Here is a 24561-nt window from a genome sequence, read left to right on the forward strand (position 1 = left end):
CCTTTTTGCAACATAACTTTTTCTTGTTAAAAAACTTTGTAACAGAACCTCTTTTTAGGTTCTAGTGTGAAAATAAAAGGATGTGATAATTAATTTTTTCTGTACATCATAAAAAATCAATTATCAAATTCTTCTTTAAATGGTCTTAAGGATAATAACAATACAATTATACTTATCATTTCTTACAATCAAGTCTGATAAGTATTTTGTAATTTAATAAAAATCTCGTATGAAAATGTATTTTTGCTCATGCATTTCAATTAATTTGAATCATGCTACATAAATCTATTTTGATTTCTCGACATATAAATCGCTGCTATGCAGAATATAACAGGACCACTACTGACTTTCTCCCTTTGTTTTACATCTCTCACGTGGAAGGAAAAGGAAATTATCTGACGATATCATTTCTCGTTTTTATTGAAAATGAATTTTATATCTTCCTTTCCAATGAACTGGTTCCTAAACTAAACTGCCACGTTTCTAGAATAAGAAAAGAGCTGTCCATAAGTCAGTTTCACCAACTTATGGACAGCTCCTCTTAGTTTCACCTTATTCTATCGATGAATCCAAACTGCACCTGCAGATTTGTCTTCAGCTTGACCTACTACTTCAAACTTCAATCCTAGTTTCGGCAACTTACGTCCTGCATCTGGAATTGCACTGTTGATGTACTGCTTAGAGTCATCAAATTTTGCAACGCCTGGTAATCCTTTATAGTCAAAGATACCGCGAGTTGGCGAATCTACTCTCCATGCTGGCGTTTGATCAAATGAGAATGCCGCATCGGCAATTTGATAACGCGTACTGCTCTTCACAGTCGGTTGTCCGTTTAATGTACCTACGATTGCCTCTGGATGAGAATCTACTACTCCTAAGAATCCTTCACCTGGATGAACACCTACCCAGTTATCTGTAAAGCTTTGATCCGCATACCATACAACCATTCCTGTATTAAAGACTGGACCACGCGCATGTTGTAACGCCGTGTCAGAACCAGCGTAATTTCTCCACTCTACATAGTAGTTATTTTTTTTCTGTTCCAATCCGTTAGATACAGTAAATCCTTTTAATGTCATTGCTGGTTGACCTTCTGCATCATCTGAGAAAACAACTTTTCCATCTACAGTTAATGCAGCATTATCTAACGCAAATCCTTTATAAGCTACTGCAATATCTGTTAAATACTCAAATTGCAGTTTTACTTTTTTCCCTTTAAATTGGCTTAAATCGTATGATTTATCAACCCACTTACCATTAGTTGTATCCACGCCGTCTTTTACATCTTTTTCGCCCATTCTATCAATACGTACCTTCGTTCCATCTTCTGCAATCGCATATACGTCAAGGAAATCATACTTCGCTTCAAGTTCGTAGAATGCCTTATAATCGAACTTAGCATCCTTTGCATTTGTTAAGTCAAATACTGGTGTCTCAAGTGTTGTATGAATGTCATTTCCTTTTGTGCTGTAATAAAACTTCTTACCAAATGCTGACTCGATATTTTTAATATCTTTGTCTGGCAAGTTAACACGAACGATTCCTGGTCGTTTTGATTTTGTAACACTTTGATCTAAATATGTTGCAACACCGACTCCCGTGCGAAGTTTATCATAATCTACCTCAACGATATTCGCCCAGTTGCCATTCATATTCTTTTGGAAAAACTCTTTATTTTGTGGTGAGAAACTTGTTGGCTCTGTTCCTGCAATTTTTCCAGCCCAGCTACCACCACTCATAATAGACCATGACTCAATAGGTTCACCTTGTCCTGAGTACTTCGTATCGTACTCATCTGGTAAGCCTAAATCATGACCATACTCATGCGCAAACACACCAACTGCTCCATCTTCAGGCTCGATTGTATAATCGTATGCAGCCATCTTTCCGCCCCAATTCGAAACAGAAGATTTTGTGCCATCAATCGCATATGGTTTTGATCCAAGTTTTGAACGATGAGACCAAATTGCATCATCTTTCAATTTACCGCCGCCAGCTTCTTGACCAACGCCAGCATGTACAACCATTAAATGATCAATAATGCCGTCTGGCTCGTTTTTATTTCCATCACCATTTTGATCGTATTGATCATATTGGTCATAATCAGCTAAGTTAATTCCTTTTGCTACCGCTGCTTTTAATGCTTCTTTCACAAGATCGCGCGGCCCTAAAGGACCTTTGTTATCATGACCAGTGCCCGCATCCGCACCATAATCTGAAGCTTTCCCTGGAACAGTAAGCCATTCCGTTACAGTTCCATCAACTGTGTAGCTGCCGCCAGATTGTTCTTCATAATATTGTTTAAATGTATTAATCTTCGATCCATCAAATAACGTAAATGGTTCATCACCAAATAACATTTTTTGATAATGTTCACGATTAAAGTCCTTAGAATACATGTATCCTGGCTCTTGATCAATATTGTTATGCTTAAAATCGCTAAATTCTACGAGTAAAACAAGCACTTTATCTTTTCGAACAGCACCGTTGTACTCTTCTTGCTTCGCTGGTGCAGTAGGGACTTTTCCATTTAATTTACTAGAATTCAATCCCGCACCTGGTCCAGCTACTGGCCCTACTGTTGGCTGCTGCGCCTGTTCATTTTCCTTCATTTTTGCATCTTTTACTTTTTTCATAAAATCAGAAGCTTCTTGCGTAAGACTATCTCCTGTCAAGATTTCTTTACCAGGGTTTTCCCCTTTCTTTTTCTCAACATATTTTTCGACAGCCTTTGACGTCTCAGCTTGTGATGCAGATTGATCAATTACGCCCCGTTGTTTTAGCGCTTCTGCCAAACGCTCCTCCGGTATTAAATGCTCATCTATTGGTAGAGATGATGGCGAATCAGCATACGCCGCATGACTTCCAAAAGCAAAACTACTACTTAGTACTGCCGCTGTTGCTAAAACTGATAATGGTTTTAACTTCTTATTCTTTTTCAATGCATTTCCTCCCCAGTGTCTGCGAATTATCGTTTTTTTTGCCGATAGCAACATAATATTCTCTTTATAGAGAATATTCAATGTTTTTCAACAATTAAATATTGAGAAATATTTTTTGTGCAGGGTGAAATGCGTAGGATAAGAAAATACAAAACTTCTACTAGTTTATGTTTTGCACATAACCATAAAGTGGGGTCACTCGTTCTTTTGTTTTGATGGCGATAGAATAGTGCTAGGAAAGGCAAGGAAATAACAAACAGCCCAAGTTCCTCATTGGAACTCGGGCTGTTTGTTATTTGAATGAATACTTTCCATATGGATTCTTATAAAATTTTGAATCAGTTTATGTAGATTCACTTTACAAAAAGGCTGTTATTTATTTTAAGTGCAATAGTCATATTCGCTCGATTCACTTACTTTTTTGCAATAAGTAAATGATCACCACCTAAGGAATCCGATTGAATTCTTTTTCTATTTATATTCTAATTACCTTTTAAATTATCAGAAAATTATTGAAAAAGTTTTTTTCTTTCAATATATCACTCTATCACACTTAATTTCTTGCTAGTATATACATACCAATATACAAATAAATATAGTAGAAAGTGGGGAGAATTATGGTAAGTCACCTAAAAACAAAAGATATGATCACACAACTTTTAAATAATTGGTATCAAGAGATACGTGCCCAGCACCTAAAAGAAGCAACACACTTAAAAGACGAAATTGATAAATACATAAATAGCATTAATGAAGATTCAAATTTACTATTCCATTACTCACTTCTTACTTTTCGCTTTAAAGTTCTGCTTGATCATTTAAGCATTACACCAACAAGCTTCCAGACAATTGATTCACTGGATATACCCAAAAATGAATCGTTGTCTTATTATTATCACTTTTTCAAAGGGATTCACGCCACACTAATTTCAAACAACAATGAAGCCTGGGAATACTACGAAAAAGCCGAAACGCTATTACAACATATTCATGACAATCTTGAAATAGGCGAGTTTAGCTATCGTTTTGCTAACTTCTATCTTCATACCTATCAACCTCTATTAGCAATTCAGCATGTGACTAAAGCTAAAGAGATTTTCTCTAAACATAATGGTTATGAAAATAATGTTGCCGCTTGTGAGAACTTATACGGTTTAGCATGTATTGATATAAAACAATTCCCTGTAGCAGAAGAAAAATTTAATTCTGCAATAGATATTTTACGTAAAAATAATGAGGATTCCCTAATATTAAGAGTCCGCAGTAATTTAGGTTTTTTATATAGTAACCAAAACTTATCCACTTTAGCAATTCGACACTTATCAGAAGTAACAACTAAAACTCCGGAGCATTTTAAAGCCCTTTTCCTTGAAGCTAGAGAACATTTCAAACTCGGTGAAGTTAATCAATCGGCCGAGTTGATCGAACGAGGGTTGGCGATTTGTGAGCAATTAGACAATAAAGAATACCTATATCATTTCAAAATTTTAGATTGTATGAATAAAGGTGTTCCAGCTACTATTCTCGAAGAATTATCTTGGGAAGCTATCTCATTTTTTGATAAGCAAAAACTATTTAATTACACACAAGAATACACTGAAAAATTAGCAATCAAGTTTTACGAAGAAAACGACACTGTAAAAGCTAGTAAATACTTTTATATTAGTCATCAAGCTAAAGAAAAAACTTTCGAAAAAGGAGCGTTAAAATAATGAAAAAACTTTTTGGAACGATTTTAGGCTTAGCACTTTCAGCTGCTTTATCTATAGGGTTAGCATTCCCTTCACAATCAGATTCTAAAGAACAGGTTAATTCGACTAAATCTAGTACAATTATGTACATGCAATCTAGCCACGGTGACTCCTGGTAATATAAAGAGATTCTATATCATGAATTACGAAAAGGGCACTCCCTCAATGGAGTGCCCTTTCTTAAACATCATATAGCAGACTACTTATTAACTTCAGCCCATTTAACCTTAAACTCCGCACCGAAATCTCCGTAAAGATAACCCCAACCTGCATCAGGGTATCCTAAACTTTTCCCAGCAACTACAGCTCCTCTTCCGAACGATCTTTCACCGATAAAATGTGCTATCTCTTCTTTTTTCTTATATTTGCACCAGAACCTTATTTTTTAATCAATATTATTTAACTGACTCTACTTGTTTTTCTAATTCTATTCCAAGGAATTTAGCAAGCTCAAGCATACCAAATTGATTCGCTACAGACTCTGCGTCAGAATTATAGTTTGTGTTTGTATTAATATCATACGTATAAATTGTTCCATCCGCACTACGAATAAATTCAATACCAGCAACGGTAATTTCATTTTCTTTCAAAAATTCTTTGTATTGTTCAATAATTGGCTCTTGGAAGTCCGATATAATTTCAAATTTTGTTGACGACTCTTTCTTACTCTCTTCTCCTACTGGGCAAAAAGCATCGTGAATAGAGCAGGCATCTGCTGGACAAAGCTCAAATCCTTCTGATGTATCTACTTTAACTGCATATACAAACTGACCGCCTACAAACTCACAACGTGTAATATATGGTTCTGGCGCTTCAATATACTGCTGGATTAAAGTAATTCCATCAATGGGCTCTTCAAACGTCGGACCATCCAAATATTGTTCCAAAGCATCAATAGAATGAAAAAGTTGAACACCAAGGCCTTTACCTGCACGGTTATGCTTTGTAATGAACGGTACTTCCCCTAACTCCTTTGCTGCTTTTACTATATGATCACGGCCAACAGCACCAATTGTTTTCGGCACTTGTATCCCAAAATTTCTTAATGCTGCATATTGATTCAATTTACTCACTTCAAGGCGTAATGCTCGAGACCCATTAAATACTGTTCGTCCGTATCTCTCTAGCCAAGCAAGAACCCCTTCAGTCAATTCAGGTGCATATCGATGCCCTCTCGTATGTGAAGAGGCACTCATGCGGCTATAAAAAACACCTTGGGGAGGTTCTTTTTCTAACGAAATCGTTCCTGCATCTAAAAACCATTCCTCATACGGTAACTCCAGTTCTTCCAACCTTTTCACTAAATGATTTGTCCATTCCTTATTCTCATGTAATATGTAAATTTTACTCATTTGTAATCAATTCCTTTCTTTTTGCTTCAACTAATGGCATCACCTTTTCAGAAAATCGTTTCATCTCTTCAAGCTGTGGAGAAAATTGTAAAAGTAATAACGTAACACCCACTTTTTCAAAAGCAAGTATCCTTTCTGCAATTTGTTCTGGTGTTCCGATTAAATTAGGACGTAACCCGCGATTAGATACGGAATAATCATTTAGCTTCACTTGCTGTTCCAAATGCGATTTACTAATAAAATCTTGGTAACCCGCGTAACCTAAAGCATCGTCTTTCACATCCGTTATGCGTCTCCATTCCTCTAACGCCTCTTCTTCTGTATCACGACAAATGACGTAAGCCGCGAGCCCGAATGACTGCAATAGCTCCTCTGTGACTTTCTTTCTACGATTCTTCATATCTTCTATTTTCACAGATACTTCTTCCACTGTTCCCCCGTGCATTACATATGCATCCGCGTGATTTACAATTACTTCTTTTCCTCGCTCACTCTCACCACCTGCATAAATCTTAATGCCTTGTTTCTGCACAGGTTTTGGACTTAAATGTGTATTATGAAGCTCATAAAAGTTCCCTTTATAAGAAAACTCTTCTTCTTTCCAAAGCTCTTTCAAAACTGTTACAAATTCCTCTGTGCGATCATACCGTTCATCATGTGCGGTAAATACTCCGCCATACTGTCTCGCTTCTTCTTCCCACCATGCTGAAACTACATTCAATGTAAAACGACCATTACTTAATTGATCTATATTCGCTGCCATTTTCGCTGTAACTGCTGGATTGTGGAAACCAGGTCTTACAGCTGTCATAATCTCTAATCGATCAGTTACTGCTGCAAGTGCTGCCGCAGTTGTCCACGCCTCTAAACTTGGTGCTGAAACACCTTTTATATCATTTAAATTTAATTCTGCAATAAGTGTTGTTGAAAAACCTAATTGTTCTGCCGCTTGCGCTGTTTGTTTTGCATATTCAAACGTAGGCGGCATAGATTCATCATCTACATTTCGAAGCCATCCCCCAAAAATCGGTAACCAAAAACCATACTCCACTACATCTTCCCCCTTTATCTTTTAGCCACAAAAAAAGCTACTCTTATCGAAATAAGAGTAGCCTTCTTGACTAAGTGAACCGCTCTTATCTTTCAGGTGTTTTTTCACCTGCAGGATTTGGCACCTTTCGTCTAAAACGAGGTTGCCGAAGTTTCATAGGGCCCGTCCCTCCACTTCTCAACATAAGAATTGTTTGTTTTTTTTTATTATAATCATCAGAATAATAAAACTCAATACTTTAATACTTATTTTTCCGATAAACATTAAATGATATATGAAACATCATATTGTTATAGAGATTTATAGGGTGTTGTTTTACTTGCGGATATATAAAGGGGTATGTTGTATCATGTCGAAAACATCATTTATAACCAAGTTGCTTTACTTCTATCTTAAAAAAACAGAAAAATAAATATCAATCAAATGAGGTGTTAGTAACATGAAAAATAAACGATGCGAGAATTGTGGTTCTACTACATTTAAAGAAGGAAGGGTTGGATCTGCTTATCATGCATATGTTTGTGAAGATGAACCTAGTAGGTTCTTTTCAGGGCGGAAACGTTCCAAACTATTAACCACATTTTGTTTAGAGTGCGGTGAGGTGCAATCATTTAGAGTTGAAAGACCGGAGATATTTAAAGAATAAAATAATACTAATTACATATTTACAGTAGGAATGATAACAACGGACGATTTCGCTACAACTAGAGTAAATACACCAATCATATTAATAAAAAACAAGAATAAGGTGTCTAAAATACCCCCTATTTTGAGCCAATAATGAGACATTATGTTAATCTTAATAGAATCGCTTTATAATTTGTATAGTTGCACAGAATTGAGAAACTTAAGGAGACAGATCAATTTTATGAGAAAACCATCCATATTACTTACTTTAATTCTAGTATTAGTCAGTGTTACGGCTGCTTGCACACAAGATAAACAAGATAGTGCCGTTGAAAATGGTCCAATAGAAGAACCAGCCGCAAAAAATGTAAATGAAGAATTAATAAATTTTGAAGAAGAAGAGAAAGAAGATATTAGTCGCTTGGAACAAGGTATTTTATTAGTTGGTGAGAGTGCTAAAGGAGGCTATTACTTGGCCACCGTTCAAAGTGCATATTTAAATGCTAACAACGATTCCGTCGTTGTTAATGTCTCTGTAAAAAATGTACGAGGTCAAATGATTGGACTATCAGAATTAAAATATAACTTAAAAGATGAAAAAGACGGAAAGGCCTATGAAGGCAAGGTGATTGACCAAAATCCTTCTGATATACAAGTTAAACCAAATGAAACAGTAGAATTGAAAATAGCTTTTGAAGTACCAGGTACCACAGATGAATATATGTTTTATATTGAAAGCTCTTTAGACCCTCTAGAAACAAACTGGAAAATTGATAAGCTGCAATCACAAAAAAACTAAGTCTCAAATAAGCAAAAAGCACTGAAAGAAGTCTTCTACATATAATCAACTAACTATATAAAAGTCCCTCCACCTTAAGGCAGAGGGACTTTCTAATTCCTATTTCAAACTACCCGCAATCTCCGTAAAGATAACTCCAAGTGCATGTGCACCTGCATCTGGATAGCCTAAGCTTCTTTCACCAACTGTACCAGCGCGGCCCATGCGAGCTACGATTTCTTTCGTATACTCTGCGCCTTTAACCGCTGCTTCTGCTCCTTTTTCAAAGGCAGTTTTCATGTCTTCTTCGTTTGAAGCGCTAGCTAACCAAGAGTCTACACATGGAGCAAGTGCATCAACAAGTGTTTTATCACCAACTACTGCTCCTCTGCCGAATGATCTTTCACCGATAGATTGTATGCCTTGAAGTGCTGCTTGTAACATTTCAGCAAACTCTTTTACTGTTAGCTCACGTTTTTCGCCTGCTTCTTTACTAGCTGCACGGAATGCACCGCCCCAAATTGGACCAGAAGCACCGCCGCAATGTTCCATAATAATCATTGAACAACCGTTAAGGAATGATCCGATCGTTACGTTCTCTTGATCTACAATAGAATGCCACTCCCGTTTTAATTGCTTAAATCCTTTTGCCACACTCATTCCGAAGTCGCCGTCACCTGCATGTGTATCCAACTCGCAGAACGGTACTTCATTTTTAATAATAATGTCGCTCATTTTATCAACTAGATAGATCATGTTATTTAATGTAATGACATTATCTTTCATAACAGCGTGCTCTTCCGCTGTTTCTATTTCAAAGGAAACTTCCTTCTCTTCTACATCTTCAAGCACATTCACGTACTCTACACTCTCAACTGGTCCATCTACTTTAAACGCTAGTGTATTACACTCTTTCGATAACAACGTTTTTAACTCGTCATCTAACTTCATTACTGTTAAAGACATACCAGCCATATCGATACTCGTCATATAGTTACCGACGAATACTCTATTAATTTTAATGTTTCTAGCAGCTAATTCTCTCGTAACTGCATTATTAAATAGATAAAGTTCTTGCAGTGGTGTGCCGCCAAAACCATTTACAAGAAGCGCAATTTCCTCGCCATCTTTTACTCCTAAATCTTTTATTAAATCATTTGTCATACGGTTAGCTAATTCATCTGCTGACAGCGTTTTTTCACGTTTAATACCTGGTTCACCGTGAATACCTACGCCGTATTCCATTTCATCTTCCGCAAGTGTAAAAGTAGGTGATCCGCTCGCTGGAACTGTACAAGAAGTTAACGCTAAACCGATTGTACGCACGTTAGCCGCTGCTTTTTCTGCGATAGCTTTCACCGCTCCTAAATCCATTCCTGCTTCCGCTGCTGCGCCGGCAATTTTATGCACTAAAATAACTCCCGCAACACCGCGGCGTCCTACTGTATACAGGCTATCTTCTACCGCAATATCATCGTCTACTTTTACGTAGTCGACTTCAATTCCATCTTCAGTCGCTAAATGTGCACCGTTTTTGAAATTCATAATATCGCCGCTATAATTTTTAATAATTAATAACGTACCTTTTTTACTAGCTGTTTCTTTAATTGCTTGATAGACCTGAATTTGCGAAGGAGAAGCAAACACATCTCCGCACACTGCCGCATCTAACATTCCTTTTCCAACTAGTCCTGCATGCGCTGGCTCATGACCACTACCGCCGCCACTAATTAACGTTACTTTATTTTCATTCATTTCTTTCTTCTTAATAACTTTATATTTTTTCAAAAGCTCAAGCTCTGGGTGAGCCATAACCATTCCGTTACACATTTCCATTACTAATGTTTCTGGTTTGTTTATAATCTTTTTCATTGTGATTCTCCCTCAATTCCTTTAATATATTGTGATATATTTGAAATCTTCTTCTTACTACTCATGATAAAATGAAAGCGTTTTATAGTAAACGGACAAAATGGACAATCTGTCTAAAGACACCGCTCTCATTTATAGATAGGATTTTCATATTACTACATTCTAGGGATGATTAAGATGACCTCTTCTATAATTTCTAAAAAGATAATCGCGAACTCATTGAAACATTTAATGGAAACGGAATCGTTTCATAAAATATCAGTGAGCGATATTATGTTACACTGTCAAATGCGCAGACAAACTTTTTATTATCATTTTAAAGATAAATTTGAACTATTAAGCTGGATTTATAGAGAAGAAACGAAGGAAAATATTATAGACTTTCTCGACTATGAAACATGGGAAAACATTTTCGATTTATTATTTGATTACTTTTATGAAAATCAAAAATTTTACCGAAATGCTTTTAAAGTCATTGAGCAAAACTCGTTTAATCACTATTTATTTGAGCATACGAAAAACTTATATATGAAGATTATTGATGAACTATCGATGAGCTGTAGATTCAGCCTTTCGAATGAGACAAAAAATACGATTGCCTCCTTTTATAGTCACGGCTTCGTTGGAACGATCAAAGATTGGATTGAAAGTAAGTGTGAAGTAGATCCATCCATTATGTCTTCACTCATGAAAAACATGATAAACAATCAATTACTACTTTTACTTGAGCAATCAGCAAAGTAATCAAAGGGTGGCAAAAGCAATGAAAAAGATTATGAATGATGTAGAAAATATTGTTCAAGATATGCTGCACGGCTTTTATTTTGAACATAACGACAAAGTAAATTACGACGAAACACATAACATCATTTATGTAAAAGATATCGAAAAAATGAAGCAAAACGTTGTCATTATAAGCGGCGGTGGTAGCGGACATGAACCTGCTGATATAGGTTATGTAGGAAAAGGAATGCTTACTGCGGCCGTAAACGGCAGTATTTTTACCCCGCCTACAGTGGAACAAATTATTGCGGCAACCCGTCTCATGCCAAAAGATAAAAGTATTTTATTCATCATTAAAAACTTTAAAGATGACGTAGCGAATTTTCTCGCAGCAGAACAAATCGCAAAAGAAGAAGGAAGACAAATTGACCACATCATCGTAAATGACGACGTTTCAATTGAAGATGATGCTTCGTTTAATAAAAGAAGACGCGGCGTCGCTGGTACTGTTTTCGTTCAAAAAATACTTGGTGCGGCCGCTCTTGCAGGTCACTCTTTAGATGAACTAACAACACTCGGCCATTCTATCACCGAAAACTTACACACATTAGGCGTCGCCCTTTCATCTGCAAACGATCCAGTGAAAGGAAAAGCTTCATTCACATTAAACGACGATGAAGTCTTTTACGGCGTCGGCATTCATGGCGAAAAAGGTTACCGCAAAGAAGCGCTATCCTCTTCTGAAATATTAGCGATCGAACTTATGAACAAACTAAAAAGCATTTACCGCTGGAGAAAAGGTGACAACTTCGCCATCCTCATTAACGGACTCGGTGCGACACCATTAATGGAACAATACATTTTCGCAAACGATATTCGCCGTTTATGTGAGCTGGAAAGCTTACATGTGAAGTTCGTAAAGGTTGGTACCCTTCTCACTTCTTTAGATATGAAAGGTGTTTCGCTCAGTTTGCTTAAAATAGAAGATTCGGATTGGGTGAAGTGGTTGAAGACGGATGTTGGAGCGAGTGGTTGGTAACAATAAACTAAACATTATGATGATTGAACGTTTAGTAATCAAAAGTACTGACTTATATGGAAGAATGTATAAATCTTAGGTATCTGTAAATAAATCGAAGCATACATACTATTTGCAAGTTATCCACCAGTTTCGAAATGCGGTTATCCAGTCGGAGAAAGGCACCTTAATGTGTCTTTTTTTTATTTTCAAAAGGACCTGCTCAATTATTGCGTAAAAAACATAAAGTAAATTGAATCCGTTAAAATACATGAGTGACCCCTTGTTTTCCCCTCTTATTAAAGGAGGAACTATTATGGGATTTGGTGGTAGTTGTGGCGGCTGTGGATTTTCTGGCGGCTTTGCTTTATTAGTAGTATTGTTTATTTTATTAATCATAGTTGGAGCTTCTTGCTTCTGCTAAACAAACTATCGGAAAAGACACTCTTATATGGGTGTCTTTTCTTTGTAATAAAAAACTCTCCATAAAGGAAAGTTTTTAAGTTTATACATTCAAGTCATCCAAATTAGTTATTTATACAGCACCTTATCACTTTCGGTCTTTAGTGTGACATACAAATAATCCTTCCCCTACACAAAGTTGCTCAACTAACTTTAATTCCTTAGATCCAAAACTTATATAATTAAAACACACATCACCATTAAATTCATTTCCTTACATCAATAGTTAGCTCATCTGTAATCTGCTCAAGATGGAAAAATCTTTTTATATAATGGATATCTGACCACTTTTCTTCCCCGCCAATAATAAATAATTCTTGCGCATCATACATAAATGAAAAGCTTGGATAGAAACTGTCAGCCTTTATTTCAATCTCACCAGTACGATTACTGATCATCTTACAGTCTGCTGAATAGCTTAATAACGTATAGAGAGAATCTTGTGCTGATTGGAAGAAATACTTCATAAGTGTGGTTATATCATCACTACTAGTAATGAACACATTAAAAAAGTTCGTATCTCTTTTCTTATTAGTAAAAACTAGCTCAAACGTGAATTTATTCTCTTCTAAAAATCCTTCAATAAAGTCACCGCGCAAATAAGTTTCAAATAACATATACATAGGAAATTTGTTATTTGCACCTATAAATCCTTTAATAATTTCTTCAAATCCTGTATGCTGATCCCAATTCGTTCCCACTCCTATCATAATAGGAGAATTGGAATAGATAGGATAAGGTGATACCCCTTCATCTTTTAACATATACACTCTTTTTCCAGCTGTATGAAGAACTGGTTTAGATTCTTTTAGTAAGTATTGAGATAATTGAACATGTAACACATTTACACCTACCTATCATTTCATACATACACTGTATCTATTAAGTTAGAAAAAAGGATGAATAATTCACATTTTACTGTGTTTAAGCGAAGAGAACTAGAATCATTTTATAAATGATATCGTAGCTTACAGGTCACCAGGATAATAAATTAACATCGCACCTACAAATGAACATACTAGACAAAAAACAGCCTCGTATTTTATGACTAAAGGAGAGTTCGTATCCAGCTTTTTTTCCTCTCTTTTTAATATCATTTTAAATAATGCTGTATATAATACTTTATATAATACATACCCAACAATCGCCCCGAGGGTATTCGTAAATAAATCATCAATATCTGTAATTCTATTATTTAGTAATTGATTTAACTCAATTGCCAATGAAAAAAAGAATCCCGCACATACGGTGTTTTTCATTTTTCTAAACTGCGGCCAAATAGTAGGTAATAAAAAACCGAACGGCATAAACAGTACAATATTCAAAAGATACGTCGTACTACCTGCCGTATCAAATAGAGTCAAATTAATTTGATTTACACGAATCCACGTTTCATATCGACTTATATCCCATACAGTCGCGATCTGAGTCACCTTATACACTAGCGAAAGATAGAACAGAAAAATATATACCCATAGAAAATGCCGAATAGATACATTTCCTTTCGCTTTAGAATACAATCCAATTTGAAACACTACACAAAAAATAATAGTAAAAAAATAAGTATACAAATAACTCATCAAAACTCCTGTATGCATGTAGAATCCCCTAACTTTACATTTTCATCTATGACTTTTTCATTTTTAGTCTCTTTCTTGATGTAACTTGTTTATAGGATAGGGAAAACTTTTAAAATAAAAAGTGGGGTAAACATAAAATTTTTCTTAAATCTTCAGTTGGGTTTTATTATTACTCTTCTTAGGAATCCGCCATTGATAGCTAGGCAACAACATGCTTAAACCTAACAATATTATCATTTTTGCACGTAATCCTCGTAGTACTTTAACCGATGAAGCATATATAAAATCATGTGAATCGTTTGTTCAGTTAAAACATGAAATTAAGAAATATATGACGTACTATAATCACTCTTGCTATCAATAGAATTTAAAGAAGATGACTCCTGTTTGCATACAGAAATCATCTTTTTTAGGTTGCCTAACTTTTTTTAGAATGTCCTTTACAAAGGGTACAGATCAAGAGCACCTCATTCCTATTTAAGGGGCTCACGTATACCTTCTCCCCTTAAAATCACCAAAACCCATTTACAAATCTATAAAAGTAGATATAATATCCTTATGGAACCTTTATTAATTTATAAAGCATTGTCAAATGAAACAAGATGTCAAATTTTATCATGGTTGAAAAATCCAGAAAACCATTTCGATGAAAAACCTTATCTAGAGCAAGGCCTTAGCTTTCAAGTTGGAGTGTGCGTAGGAGATATCCAGCTTAAAACTGGCTTAGCCCAATCGGTTATTTCTAGTTATTTATTAACTATGAAAAAAGCAGGCTTACTACAATCTGACCGAATTGGAAAATGGACATACTATCGCCGAAATGAAAAAACAATACGAGAGTTTTCTGAATACGTTCAAAACGAATTATAAAATGAAAGCTAATAATCAATCTACATATCAATTGATTATTAGCTTTCACACATTCTGCTTTTTTACAGGCATCCAATTATTTTTTTATAAGATTGCACTACCTATAAAAGCAAGAAACATAGAAAGGAGAAATTTTTTTAATATATCATATCTAGTTATTTAGATATCTGTTATTGTATTTTAAATTACATAGTCCTGATAAAATTGGCATCCAATCATACTTGTAATAATGCTTCTTTGTTAATGAATTTACTTTCAAAATACTGATACGAATGGAGAGTTTTATAAATGAAAAAAGTAAATCCTTTACTTATTCTGACACTCGCAATAGGTGTGTTCGGAATTATTACTACCGAGATGGGGATTGTCGGCGTATTACCACAAATCACTGAAAAATTCGGAATTTCAACTACACAAGCTGGATTTTTAGTAAGTATATTTGCACTAGTTGTTGCTATTTCTGGTCCGTTTTTAATTCTGCTCGTCTCTAGTATTAATCGTAAAATAATTTTATTATCAGCAATTTTTGCATTTGTTATTTCAAATATAATCTACGCTTATACAACACAATTTGAAATCATGCTTATTTTTCGTATTTTACCGGCAGCACTTCATCCACTCTTCTTTTCAATCGCTCTTGTAACAGCTGCTAAACTTGTCCCTCCAGAAAAGAGCGGTCAAGCGGTTACAAAAGTTTTCATGGGAATTACTGTTGGCTTTGCTCTAGGTGTACCATTAACCTCTTACCTTGCAGACCAATTTTCACTCGAAATTGCTTTCTTATTCGGAGCGCTTGTTAACACTCTTGCATTCATTGGAATACTAATCCTACTTCCTTCTATGCCTGTTAAAGAAAAAATGTCATTCGGCAAACAAATTCGTATACTCGGCAAACCAGGATTATGGTTAAATATTTTAACCGTCACATTCCTTTTTGCAGCCATGTTTTCCGTATACAGCTACTTCGCTGAATACCTTGCAAAAGTAACTTCCATGAATGGATCTCTCATCAGTATCATGCTATTCATATTTGGTATAGTTATGATTTTAGGTAATCATTTATTTGGTAGTCTCCTGCAAAAAAGTATAGTAAATACAGTAATATTATTCCCTATCCTATATTCTATTGTTTACATATTGGTTTATTATTTAGGTTCCTACCTTGTTCCAATGATTTTTATCGTATTCATTTGGGGAATCGTACATGCTGGCGGATTAATTGTTGGTCAAACATGGTTAATAAGTGAAGCTAAAGAAGCGCCTGAATTTGGTAATAGTCTATTCGTTTCGTTCTCCAATCTCGGAATTACTCTAGGAACAACTATTGGAGGCTGGTTCATTTCAAACTTAGGTATTCACCAACTTATTTGGAGCGGATTCATTTTCACACTACTCTCATTTCTATTAATTATAATAAAACTAAAATTTTTCAATTCTAATAGCCAAGCTTCATTATCAAGCTAGTACATTTTCAGTTTCAAATTTGATAAAAAAACATTATAAATTCTTCTCATAAGATTTTATAATGTGAAAAGTATAATGATCAAAGCCTTTAGCCATAATTACGACTAAAGGCTTTTTTGTATGAAAGAATAAACAACTATAAATCTAAAAGGAGCTAGTTTTATGGAACATAATCAAAATGGAGTACTTGCTTTAATTGTTTTGTTTTTAGGATTAGTGTTTTTCGTTAGTGGAATGGTTTATCATTTATGGGGTTCTTATTAATTTCAACTTTTAGAAAGATAAATAATTCAAAAACTAAAACGTGTATTGTAATTATCGATATGGAATATTTCCAAAAACAAATTAACATGGTAAAATAATATTTGGACGGGAGTCCAATATTATTAAAATTAAGATGGTTCAAGTCGGAGAAAGGCACCTTAGGGTGTCTTTTCTTTATTTTTCAAAAGGACCTGCTCAATTATTGCGTAAAAAACATAAAGTAAATTGAATCCGTTAAAATACATGAGTGACCCCTTGTTTCCCCTCTTATTAAAGGAGGAACTATTATGGGATTTGGTGGTAGTTGTAGTAGTTGTGGCGGCGGCTTTGCTTTACTAGTTGTATTGTTTATTTTATTGATCATTGTTGGAGCTTCTTGCTTCTGCTAAAAAACTATCGGAAAAGACACTCTTATATGGGTGTCTTTTCTTTGTACTAAAAAGCTCTCTATAAAGGAAGGTTTTTAGGTTTATACATTCAAGTCATCCAAGTTAGTTATTTACACAACACTTTATCACTTTCGGTCTTTAGTGTGAAATACAAATAATCCTTCCACTACACAAAGTTGCTCAACTAACTTTAATTCCTTAAGTTCAAAACTTATATAGTTAAAAAAGCCGATTAGTGTGTTGATTAAAGTTTCACTTTATGTCTTCGCATCTTTCATGCTGTAATATCCTAAATTAAAAATAATTAAGAAATACCCACCCATAATTCCAGCAGCAAATGTCCACATGAAATCATGGTGTTCAATTTCATACATAATAATCGCACCGAGTATCGCTGCTCCAAACCGATTCATCATTCCAAGCATTGGTGCTTTTTCTTTTTTTACGATGCTATTTCCGAACTTTTCAATACGCCTTCCTAAAATCCAGGCGCAGTACATACTAACTAAAAGGCCGATGCTTATCCCTACAAACTGGGCTCGAAAAGGTGTCATCAACCATCCCAGTAACATCACGCCTAGCAAACAATATATTTGTATGTTGAATGATCTTAATGCCATACGAATCATGTTATGCTCCTTATCTTTCTCATTAATCCCATCTTTCGGACTTCAGGCTTTCCGATATATCTTTTTTAAAATGAGGGAATTTTATTTTACTCACCATTAAATAAGCGAGTATGCATGTGCCAAACGCCACGGAAACTGGATTATTCAAAAAGCATAAAATGAGAAGACACATTGCCGCAAATGGAATGGGCATTCCGATAAATGTCGGAAGTTTGCTTTGTTGCGTGTTAAATCTCGCAAGTCGAAGCATGCCACAAACACTGTAAGCAAGCGCACATAACATCCCGATGGACTGCAAATCTTTTAAAGCGACACTATATGCAAGAATAGACGGTGCTACACCAAAAGTAACTAAATCCGCAAATGAGTCTAACTCTCCACCTATTTCCGAAACAGCATCAAGTTTCCGAGCGACCATGCCATCAAAAAAATCAAATAACATTCCTGTAATAATAAAAACTGCCCCCAAATACATATCGTGAACGAAAACAGCATAAATAGCCAAAAGCCCACATACAAAATTTGCTATCGTGATCATATTTGGTATGTAACTCATAACAGGATTTTCCTCCTTTCTAATAATCCCTTCATGTAGACTTTCTTACTCATTAGAATCAATAGCCTTCTGTTTTTCTTCCAATATAACTTTATTTATTTTCGTTAACGTATCAGTTATTTGCTCTAAAGCATTTATATCGATTTTAGAAAAGTATTTCTCAATTAATACGTCATCTAACTCAGACAACCGCTCTATATACTTACTACCGTTTGGACCAAGTGTAAGGAAATACTCCCGTTTATTATTAGGGTTTACTTGTTTCGAAATCATCTTCTGTTTTTCCAATTTCGATAAAACTTGGCTCACAGCACTTTTCGATATATTAAAAGTACTCGCAATGTTATTTGCTGTCGTGTTTTCATTTAAATTGATATAAAATAGCATGCTCTCTTGCTGCCCTGTAAGACCGAACTCATCCTTTAACTCCTGAAATAGTAAAATGTAGAAGTCATTGTAGGCTCGATTCATTTCATTAATTACTTCTTTATACGATCTAGTCATAGCATTCTTCCTCCAGTCATGCTGTTATTTTATTTCGTTTCGTTATATAGTTTAGTTAACTTAACTAAACTATATCATACCTTTATGTTCGTGTAAAGGGAAATATAGCTCCATACTTTTCTACACAATTTGTGTAAATTATGAAATATGGTATGATCCTTTACCTTGTCTACTGCTTTTAATAGATCAAATCCCAACATAATATACTACATCTGTCATTCCAAATAATAAAACGTACCCATTATACAAATTCCATATAGACCCATTACTGGTTAAAATGTTATAATTAAAACACCCTACATAGTTACTCATGTTCAGGATGAGAAACTAGCGTCTTATTAAGTAATGCGCATAACTTAAATAAACAAGACACTGCAAAGTGTCTTGTTTATTTGTATCAAGTTTCCTTTTTATCCCAAAATAAATATAATAAAATGTAACATTTAATACATATAAAGAAAAATACAGATTTATTAAATCATTATGGCACCCATGAAAGTACTTTTATTTTGGAGGAACAAACTATGAACAAAAAGTTAGTAACATCATTATTATGTAGCACATTCTTATTTGGATTATCAGCTTGCAGTTCACATGATACATCTAGCAGTAACACGAAAAACGAACAGGAGACTTCTAAAGAAACAAAAAATGATGAACTTAGCAACAAGGATCCTCAAAAAGAACTTCCCACCCAGGGAGATTCTTCTGATGTATACATATCAATACGCTCTGCCGATTCATTAGATGTTATAGGTAATGGAGAAGTTAAAGCACAAGGTGTATTTAAAGTATTAGACGTCGCAGTTTATAATCGTCAAGAGGAACCCATTACACTAAATAGCAATAACTTTAAATTAATTGACGGAGCCGGAAGAGAATATCACATTTCTAATGAATCTCAATTAGTACTTAAAGCTGCAAATACTGCTACATTTAAATTTGGTGTTCTTAATCCTAATGAAAATTCGGAAGGGAACATTGTATTCGATGTTCCGAAAAACACGCAAGGATTAACTTTAAAAGTGAGTGGCGATATGTTGGGTAAAGGTATCGAGTTAAAAGTGGAATAGTCAAAGAAAATATAAAATAGATAAACCACTTTTACTAGCATAACAAAAAGTACAGCCTCTGTATTAACTACAGTAGACTGTACTTTTTCATTTGTGATTTTGTATAACTCACTATAATAGGATTCCTTAGTTCTTTTGAGAAGATGCTCTCCAATCACGAAAAGATGTTGGAAACCCAGAATGTCCACGTTGCTTTGTAACAACTGGTTTCTCTTGAAGAGTAGTTGATTTCTCTTCAAGAATAGTTGGTTTTTCTTCAAGAATACTCAAAGCTGTTTGCATTTTCTCCAGCTGTTCTTTTAAAGCTTGCTGCTCAATCTTTAAATCCGTAAGTAAACGTAATATCATCTCAGAATTAGCCATAACGATCTCCTTTCCCCCAATGCACAGAATAAAATACCATATGTAATAAGCGGAATACTCGTGACAAAAATACGCTCGTCAACTCTTTTAAAATACCGAGTACTTTTATTTTTCAAAGGGACCTGCTCAAGTTTATCCGTAAAAACATAAAGTGATATAAATCCATTAATATATGGACTTTATGGAAGGAGGAGTTAATATGGGCTATGGTGGTAGTTGTGGAGGCTATGGTGGTAGTTGTGGTGGAGGCTGTGGTTTTGGCGGTGGATTCGCCTTACTTGTTGTGCTCTTTATCTTATTAATCATCGTTGGAGCTAGCTGTTGGGGCGGCGGATTCGGCTGCTAATAAGAGGCACTCTTGAGAGTGTCTTTTTTTTATTTCTCAATATGTAACTAACATATATGTGTTACTATCAAAGTGCGAGATTCCCTAAGCGTAATATAGTAGTTTACCAACTATGAAAGCCACTGTCACAAGAAAACAGTAGGCTTTTATTTTGTTATTTAACAAGATTAAAACAGGAATTGCCATTTCCCCTCAGTACCATTTTAAAATTGACATAGCACTTCATGCACCATATACTGTTAACAACAGTATACTGTCATTAACAGTATATATTCTAGGAGGTATACTTATGAAGCATACAGGAAGACATACAGGTGCATTTCTTTTGTTATTTTTAGCAGAAGGCGATAACTATGGCGGGCAGCTACTTCAGAAATGTGACGAAGAACTTCCGGTCAATCCAATCGATAGTGCCATCCTTTACCGCACGCTGAAGAAATTAGAAAACGAAGGTGCGATTGAATCTTATGTAAGTACATCCGTTCCAGATAAGCCGAGAAAGATGTACAAAATTACTATAGCCGGAAAAGAACAATTAGCGGATTTTCAAATGGATATTGAGGAAAAAATGAAAAACTTATCATTTTTCTTAGACAAATATAAAGCCTTAAAGGAATCTAATCATGATTAATGGTGCTATCCTTTACACTTTGGCCATTATTCTTACTGGGATTTCTTTTATGAAGGATCGGAATAAAACGAAAGCTGCCCTATTAAAATCATGGAAAATATTTCGAAACCTCCTCCCTGCCATGCTCTCCATTATGCTTTTCGTTGGACTATCACTTTCTATCTTAACGCCGTCCTTCATCTCTTCCATCATTGGAGAACAGTCTGGATTTTTAGGTATTATTTATTCAGCACTACTCGGATCTGTGGCACTTATCCCAAGCTTTGTCGTGTTTCCTCTTGGTAATACGTTAGTACAGCACGGCGCAGGTCTTCCTCAAGTTGCGGCACTCATGTCTACACTAATGTCAGTAGGGATCACAACCCTGCCGATGGAACAAAAGATATTCGGACAAAGCTTTGCTTACGCTCGTAATGCATCTGCATTACTCATGTCACTCCTATTCTCATATATCATTTGGGTGGTGATGGTATGAATGAACTAAAAAGATATCGCTTCTTTTTCATTTTGCTGATTGGACTTATCATACTAACTTTTATAAACCAATCTTTAGGATGGAGCGCATTACAATTAACGGGGAATAGCATTTTAGATATGCTATTTCTACTCCCCCCTGTCCTAATATTTGTAGGGTTACTCGATCAGTGGGTGAAGAAAGAAACACTAATGAAATATATGGGCGAAAAGTCCGGCATATATGGAATATTATTCTCTCTATTATTAGGCGGAATTGCAGCTGGTCCCCTCTATGTTGCCTTTCCGATTGCAGCACTACTATTAAAAAAAGGCGCCAGCATTAGGTACATCGTATTTTTCCTAGGCGTTTGGACAACTGCGAAATTACCGATTATGGTGTATGAATTTTCTTCATTTGGCGCTACTTTTACGCTCATTCATATTTGTTTCGGTTTAGTGTTCTTTTATGTAATGGGGCTTATTTTTGAGAGGTTTTATGATCAACGGCAGTTGTTGCGATATGATATTACGAAAGAAATGTAAAAAGACATCTTTAATCGTAAAGATGTCTTTTTTATATGAAGCTTAATTCTCATTCTGTAAAACCTGCGTTGCCTTTACTTCCTTTTTCTCTTCTTTTAAGAACAACGATACGATAAAAGCAATAACGATAAAGATTAATCCAAGTGTAAATGCACCTTGGAATCCCGATGTTAAACCGTTTAACTTCTCTACTGGATCCATTGGATTTGCTGAGCTTTCCATATACTTAGTTGTTCCTGAAGACATTTTCGAAATAAAGATAGCTGTACCAATTGCGCCAGCTACTTGCTGTAACGTATTAAACAGTGCTGTTCCGTGCGGATATAAATCTGGTGTTAATTGATTTAATCCATATGTTTGTGCTGTCATTACAAACATGAGTCCGACCATTAATACGCTATGCATGACAATAATTTGTACCATTGATGTGTCAGGAGTAATGCCTTTAAATAAGAACATTGCAATCCCTACTAACACAATGCCGGGAACGATAACAACTTTCGGACTAAGTTTATCAAATAGTTTACCTGCGATTGGTCCCATTATGGCGCTAATAATACTTCCCGGAAGCATTATTAGTCCTGATTTAAATGCTGTAACGAGTAAAACTGTTTGCAAGAACATCGGTAATAAAGTCATCGTTGAAAATAACGACATCATCACAATGACGATTAATCCAACTGATATTGTAAACATCGGAACTTTAAATGCACGTAATTCTAAAATTGGATTCTCAATTTTTAATTGTCGAACGACAAAAATACATAATGATATAAGCCCAACAATTAAAGTACCATACACTTTCACATCAGACCATCCTACATCACCCGATGCACTAAAGCTATACACAAGCCCGCCAAATCCTAATGTCGATAAAAGAATAGATGGATAATCTACTTTTGGCCTTGTTAACTCTGTAACATTTTTAATGTATTTCATTCCAATTACAATTGAAATGATCACGATAGGAATAACAATGTAGAATAACCAGCGCCAATTTAATGAATCAACAATTACTCCAGATAATGTAGGACCAATTGCTGGAGCTGACATCATCACAAGTGCGATTAATCCCATCGTGGCACCGCGCTTTTCAGGTGGACAAATAATTAAAATCGTATTCATTAATAACGGTGAAATTAACCCCGTCGCTACTGCTTGGACGATACGGCCGACTAATAAAACGGAAAATTTCGGTGCAAATCCCGCAATTAATGTACCGACTAAAAACGTTACCATAGCGATCAAAAACATTTGTCTCGTTGTGAGCCATTGCTGAAGTAACGCTGTAATCGGTACCAGCACACCCACTACTAACATGTAAGCTGTAGAAAGCCATTGAATAGTTGAAGCTGTTACGTCAAATTCTTTCATTAATACAGTTAACGCATTACCAAGTAATGTTTCGTTTAATAATGCAACCATTGCCCCTAAAAGTAATGCAATTAAAATCGGGGTATGTTTCATATTAGAAGTATCAACTTTGCCACTTGCGGGGCTCTTAGTTGTTATATTCATGTATTGATTCTCCTCCTGTTTTTCACTTAAAAATCTTTAAATACACCGGAACACATGTAATATAATATACATATGTAGATTAAAAAGGGAGAATCAATTTAAAGTCATTGTATATTTAATCTACAAAAAAGGAGAATTGTAGATGAACGATAATGAAAAACAGCTTGATTTACGTATTAGACGTACACATAAATTACTTTGGGATTCTTTATTTGAATTAATGACGCAATCAAAACAAAAATATAGTTCCATCACGATTAACCAAATATGCGACCTTGCGATGGTACACCGAACAACCTTTTATAAACATTTTGAAGATAAAGATGCTTTATTAGCATTTGGATTTAAATGCTATGGGGAGATGATTGCTGAAATACCGCTTTTAGATCGATTAAGTAAACCATTTCAAGTGATGGAACAATTCCTACACCATGAAGAAATCGGTAAAATATTAGAGGCGCAAATGTCTGATGAACAATTTATTAGCCGTATACATTATTTAAGTCATGAAACGAGAAAACAAGAAACGGAAGCGTTAAATCAGCTGTGCAAAAATCATACGATGCCAAATGATTTAATCATTGAATTTTATTCAGGGGTAATCACATCATTAAGTGCGTGGTGGTTTCAAAATGAAAGAAAAGTTTCTGCGGCAGAAATGGATAGGCACTTCCATCAACTCATTAACCGGGATATTTTTCAGTTTGAAAAGGAATAGTTTTACAAATTTTCGCTCATGTAATCAAATTGACCACAAAATAGGAATATGATATATTTTCCGTAGAATACTATATAAGTG

General features: G+C 35.1%; 27 protein-coding genes, 1 pseudogene and 1 riboswitch. Of the genes and pseudogenes, 17 read left to right on the forward strand and 11 right to left on the reverse strand.

What is annotated here, in order from left to right:
- Positions 1–557: 557 nt before the first annotated feature.
- Positions 558–2942: an immune inhibitor A domain-containing protein gene (locus AC1DKZ_RS08325; protein ID WP_476995957.1), complete on the reverse strand. Its 2385-nt coding sequence runs from the start codon at positions 2940–2942 to the stop codon at positions 558–560.
- 617 nt (positions 2943–3559) lie between these two features.
- Here AC1DKZ_RS08325 and AC1DKZ_RS08330 point away from each other — a divergent pair.
- Both AC1DKZ_RS08330 and AC1DKZ_RS08335 read left to right on the forward strand, forming a co-directional pair.
- On the forward strand, positions 3560–4654 hold the full coding sequence (locus AC1DKZ_RS08330) for a response regulator aspartate phosphatase (RefSeq protein ID WP_476995958.1): 1095 nt from the start codon (positions 3560–3562) through the stop codon (positions 4652–4654).
- Positions 4654–4812: a hypothetical protein gene (locus AC1DKZ_RS08335; protein ID WP_002087237.1), complete on the forward strand. Its 159-nt coding sequence runs from the start codon at positions 4654–4656 to the stop codon at positions 4810–4812. The genes AC1DKZ_RS08330 and AC1DKZ_RS08335 overlap by 1 nt, the downstream gene beginning before the upstream one ends.
- A 276-nt stretch (positions 4813–5088) precedes the next feature.
- On the opposite strand, the gene AC1DKZ_RS08340 is transcribed toward AC1DKZ_RS08335, so the two are convergent.
- Positions 5089–6045, reverse strand: coding sequence for an ATP-grasp domain-containing protein (locus AC1DKZ_RS08340; RefSeq protein ID WP_476995959.1), 957 nt, complete (start codon positions 6043–6045; stop codon positions 5089–5091).
- Positions 6038–7096, reverse strand: coding sequence for an LLM class flavin-dependent oxidoreductase (locus tag AC1DKZ_RS08345; RefSeq protein ID WP_476995960.1), 1059 nt, complete (start codon positions 7094–7096; stop codon positions 6038–6040). The genes AC1DKZ_RS08340 and AC1DKZ_RS08345 overlap by 8 nt, the downstream gene beginning before the upstream one ends.
- A gap of 82 nt (positions 7097–7178) precedes the next feature.
- Positions 7179–7285, reverse strand: a riboswitch (SAM riboswitch).
- Positions 7286–7535: 250 nt separating this feature from the next.
- Between AC1DKZ_RS08345 and AC1DKZ_RS08350 the strand changes: the two genes are divergently transcribed.
- On the forward strand, positions 7536–7742 hold the full coding sequence (locus AC1DKZ_RS08350; RefSeq protein ID WP_476995961.1) for a hypothetical protein: 207 nt from the start codon (positions 7536–7538) through the stop codon (positions 7740–7742).
- A 222-nt stretch (positions 7743–7964) separates the two neighbouring features.
- Positions 7965–8522 carry a DUF4352 domain-containing protein gene (locus AC1DKZ_RS08355; protein ID WP_431181445.1) on the forward strand — a complete coding sequence of 186 codons (558 nt, stop codon included), beginning with the start codon at positions 7965–7967 and terminating at the stop codon, positions 8520–8522.
- A gap of 99 nt (positions 8523–8621) precedes the next feature.
- On the opposite strand, the gene dhaK is transcribed toward AC1DKZ_RS08355, so the two are convergent.
- Positions 8622–10373 carry a dihydroxyacetone kinase subunit DhaK gene (gene dhaK, locus AC1DKZ_RS08360; RefSeq protein ID WP_476995962.1) on the reverse strand — a complete coding sequence of 584 codons (1752 nt, stop codon included), beginning with the start codon at positions 10371–10373 and terminating at the stop codon, positions 8622–8624.
- A 177-nt stretch (positions 10374–10550) separates the two neighbouring features.
- On the opposite strand from dhaK, the gene dhaS reads away from it, so the two are divergent.
- From dhaS to AC1DKZ_RS08375, 3 genes are all read left to right on the forward strand, one after another.
- Positions 10551–11117, forward strand: coding sequence for a dihydroxyacetone kinase transcriptional activator DhaS (gene dhaS / locus AC1DKZ_RS08365; RefSeq protein WP_212089433.1), 567 nt, complete (start codon positions 10551–10553; stop codon positions 11115–11117).
- Positions 11118–11136: 19 nt separating this feature from the next.
- Positions 11137–12135 (forward strand): DhaKLM operon coactivator DhaQ, encoded by a 999-nt coding sequence (dhaQ, locus tag AC1DKZ_RS08370; RefSeq protein WP_476995963.1) that lies wholly within the window; start codon positions 11137–11139, stop codon positions 12133–12135.
- Between the two features lie 295 nt (positions 12136–12430).
- Complete coding sequence (locus AC1DKZ_RS08375; RefSeq protein WP_000505673.1) at positions 12431–12538, forward strand: YjcZ family sporulation protein; 108 nt, start codon at positions 12431–12433, stop codon at positions 12536–12538.
- 244 nt (positions 12539–12782) lie between these two features.
- Here the strand turns inward: AC1DKZ_RS08375 and AC1DKZ_RS08380 are convergent, their stop codons facing one another.
- Both AC1DKZ_RS08380 and AC1DKZ_RS08385 read right to left on the reverse strand, forming a co-directional pair.
- A complete protein-coding gene (locus tag AC1DKZ_RS08380) occupies positions 12783–13418 on the reverse strand; it encodes a hypothetical protein (protein ID WP_476995964.1) in 636 nt (211 codons plus the stop codon).
- Positions 13419–13544: 126 nt separating this feature from the next.
- A complete protein-coding gene (locus AC1DKZ_RS08385) occupies positions 13545–14174 on the reverse strand; it encodes a VanZ family protein (protein WP_476995965.1) in 630 nt (209 codons plus the stop codon).
- 244 nt (positions 14175–14418) lie between these two features.
- Here AC1DKZ_RS08385 and AC1DKZ_RS08390 point away from each other — a divergent pair.
- From AC1DKZ_RS08390 to AC1DKZ_RS08405, 4 genes and pseudogenes are all read left to right on the forward strand, one after another.
- A pseudogene (locus AC1DKZ_RS08390) lies at positions 14419–14520 on the forward strand (TetR family transcriptional regulator); the annotation flags it as partial.
- Between the two features lie 194 nt (positions 14521–14714).
- A complete protein-coding gene (locus AC1DKZ_RS08395; protein ID WP_000433541.1) occupies positions 14715–15026 on the forward strand; it encodes an ArsR/SmtB family transcription factor in 312 nt (103 codons plus the stop codon).
- Between the two features lie 288 nt (positions 15027–15314).
- Positions 15315–16490 carry an MFS transporter gene (locus AC1DKZ_RS08400; RefSeq protein WP_476995966.1) on the forward strand — a complete coding sequence of 392 codons (1176 nt, stop codon included), beginning with the start codon at positions 15315–15317 and terminating at the stop codon, positions 16488–16490.
- 551 nt (positions 16491–17041) lie between these two features.
- Entirely contained in the window at positions 17042–17143 is a 102-nt protein-coding gene (locus AC1DKZ_RS08405) for a YjcZ family sporulation protein (RefSeq protein ID WP_000505688.1), read from the forward strand.
- Between the two features lie 257 nt (positions 17144–17400).
- Here AC1DKZ_RS08405 and AC1DKZ_RS08410 read toward each other — a convergent pair whose 3' ends face one another.
- Genes AC1DKZ_RS08410 through AC1DKZ_RS08420 form a run of 3 tightly spaced genes read right to left on the reverse strand, consistent with a single transcriptional unit; the run spans position 17401 to position 18832 of the window.
- Complete coding sequence (locus AC1DKZ_RS08410; protein WP_476995967.1) at positions 17401–17772, reverse strand: ATP synthase subunit I; 372 nt, start codon at positions 17770–17772, stop codon at positions 17401–17403.
- A gap of 22 nt (positions 17773–17794) precedes the next feature.
- A complete protein-coding gene (gene pssA, locus AC1DKZ_RS08415) occupies positions 17795–18328 on the reverse strand; it encodes a CDP-diacylglycerol--serine O-phosphatidyltransferase (RefSeq protein ID WP_002125668.1) in 534 nt (177 codons plus the stop codon).
- Positions 18329–18373: 45 nt separating this feature from the next.
- Positions 18374–18832 (reverse strand): MarR family winged helix-turn-helix transcriptional regulator, encoded by a 459-nt coding sequence (locus AC1DKZ_RS08420; protein ID WP_476995968.1) that lies wholly within the window; start codon positions 18830–18832, stop codon positions 18374–18376.
- A gap of 524 nt (positions 18833–19356) precedes the next feature.
- Here AC1DKZ_RS08420 and AC1DKZ_RS08425 point away from each other — a divergent pair.
- Positions 19357–19905 (forward strand): DUF4352 domain-containing protein, encoded by a 549-nt coding sequence (locus AC1DKZ_RS08425; protein ID WP_476995969.1) that lies wholly within the window; start codon positions 19357–19359, stop codon positions 19903–19905.
- Positions 19906–20031: 126 nt separating this feature from the next.
- Here AC1DKZ_RS08425 and AC1DKZ_RS08430 read toward each other — a convergent pair whose 3' ends face one another.
- Positions 20032–20268, reverse strand: a complete 237-nt coding sequence (locus tag AC1DKZ_RS08430) for a hypothetical protein (protein ID WP_002087264.1) — start codon at positions 20266–20268, stop codon at positions 20032–20034.
- 199 nt (positions 20269–20467) lie between these two features.
- Between AC1DKZ_RS08430 and AC1DKZ_RS08435 the strand changes: the two genes are divergently transcribed.
- The 4 genes from AC1DKZ_RS08435 to AC1DKZ_RS08450 all read left to right on the forward strand — a co-directional run bounded on the left by AC1DKZ_RS08435 (position 20468) and on the right by AC1DKZ_RS08450 (position 22244).
- Complete coding sequence (locus tag AC1DKZ_RS08435; protein WP_000540380.1) at positions 20468–20614, forward strand: YjcZ family sporulation protein; 147 nt, start codon at positions 20468–20470, stop codon at positions 20612–20614.
- A gap of 289 nt (positions 20615–20903) precedes the next feature.
- Positions 20904–21245: a PadR family transcriptional regulator gene (locus AC1DKZ_RS08440; RefSeq protein WP_476995970.1), complete on the forward strand. Its 342-nt coding sequence runs from the start codon at positions 20904–20906 to the stop codon at positions 21243–21245.
- A complete protein-coding gene (locus tag AC1DKZ_RS08445; protein ID WP_476995971.1) occupies positions 21238–21720 on the forward strand; it encodes a hypothetical protein in 483 nt (160 codons plus the stop codon). Before AC1DKZ_RS08440 ends, AC1DKZ_RS08445 begins: the two co-directional genes overlap by 8 nt.
- Positions 21717–22244 (forward strand): permease, encoded by a 528-nt coding sequence (locus tag AC1DKZ_RS08450; RefSeq protein ID WP_476995972.1) that lies wholly within the window; start codon positions 21717–21719, stop codon positions 22242–22244. The genes AC1DKZ_RS08445 and AC1DKZ_RS08450 overlap by 4 nt, the downstream gene beginning before the upstream one ends.
- Before the next feature lie 42 nt (positions 22245–22286).
- On the opposite strand, the gene AC1DKZ_RS08455 is transcribed toward AC1DKZ_RS08450, so the two are convergent.
- On the reverse strand, positions 22287–23762 hold the full coding sequence (locus AC1DKZ_RS08455; RefSeq protein ID WP_476995973.1) for an MDR family MFS transporter: 1476 nt from the start codon (positions 23760–23762) through the stop codon (positions 22287–22289).
- A 142-nt stretch (positions 23763–23904) separates the two neighbouring features.
- On the opposite strand from AC1DKZ_RS08455, the gene AC1DKZ_RS08460 reads away from it, so the two are divergent.
- Positions 23905–24480, forward strand: coding sequence for a TetR/AcrR family transcriptional regulator (locus AC1DKZ_RS08460; RefSeq protein WP_476995974.1), 576 nt, complete (start codon positions 23905–23907; stop codon positions 24478–24480).
- The last annotated feature ends 81 nt before the right edge of the window (positions 24481–24561 follow it).

The sequence above is a fragment of the Bacillus sp. 05T21 genome (assembly GCF_056396785.1).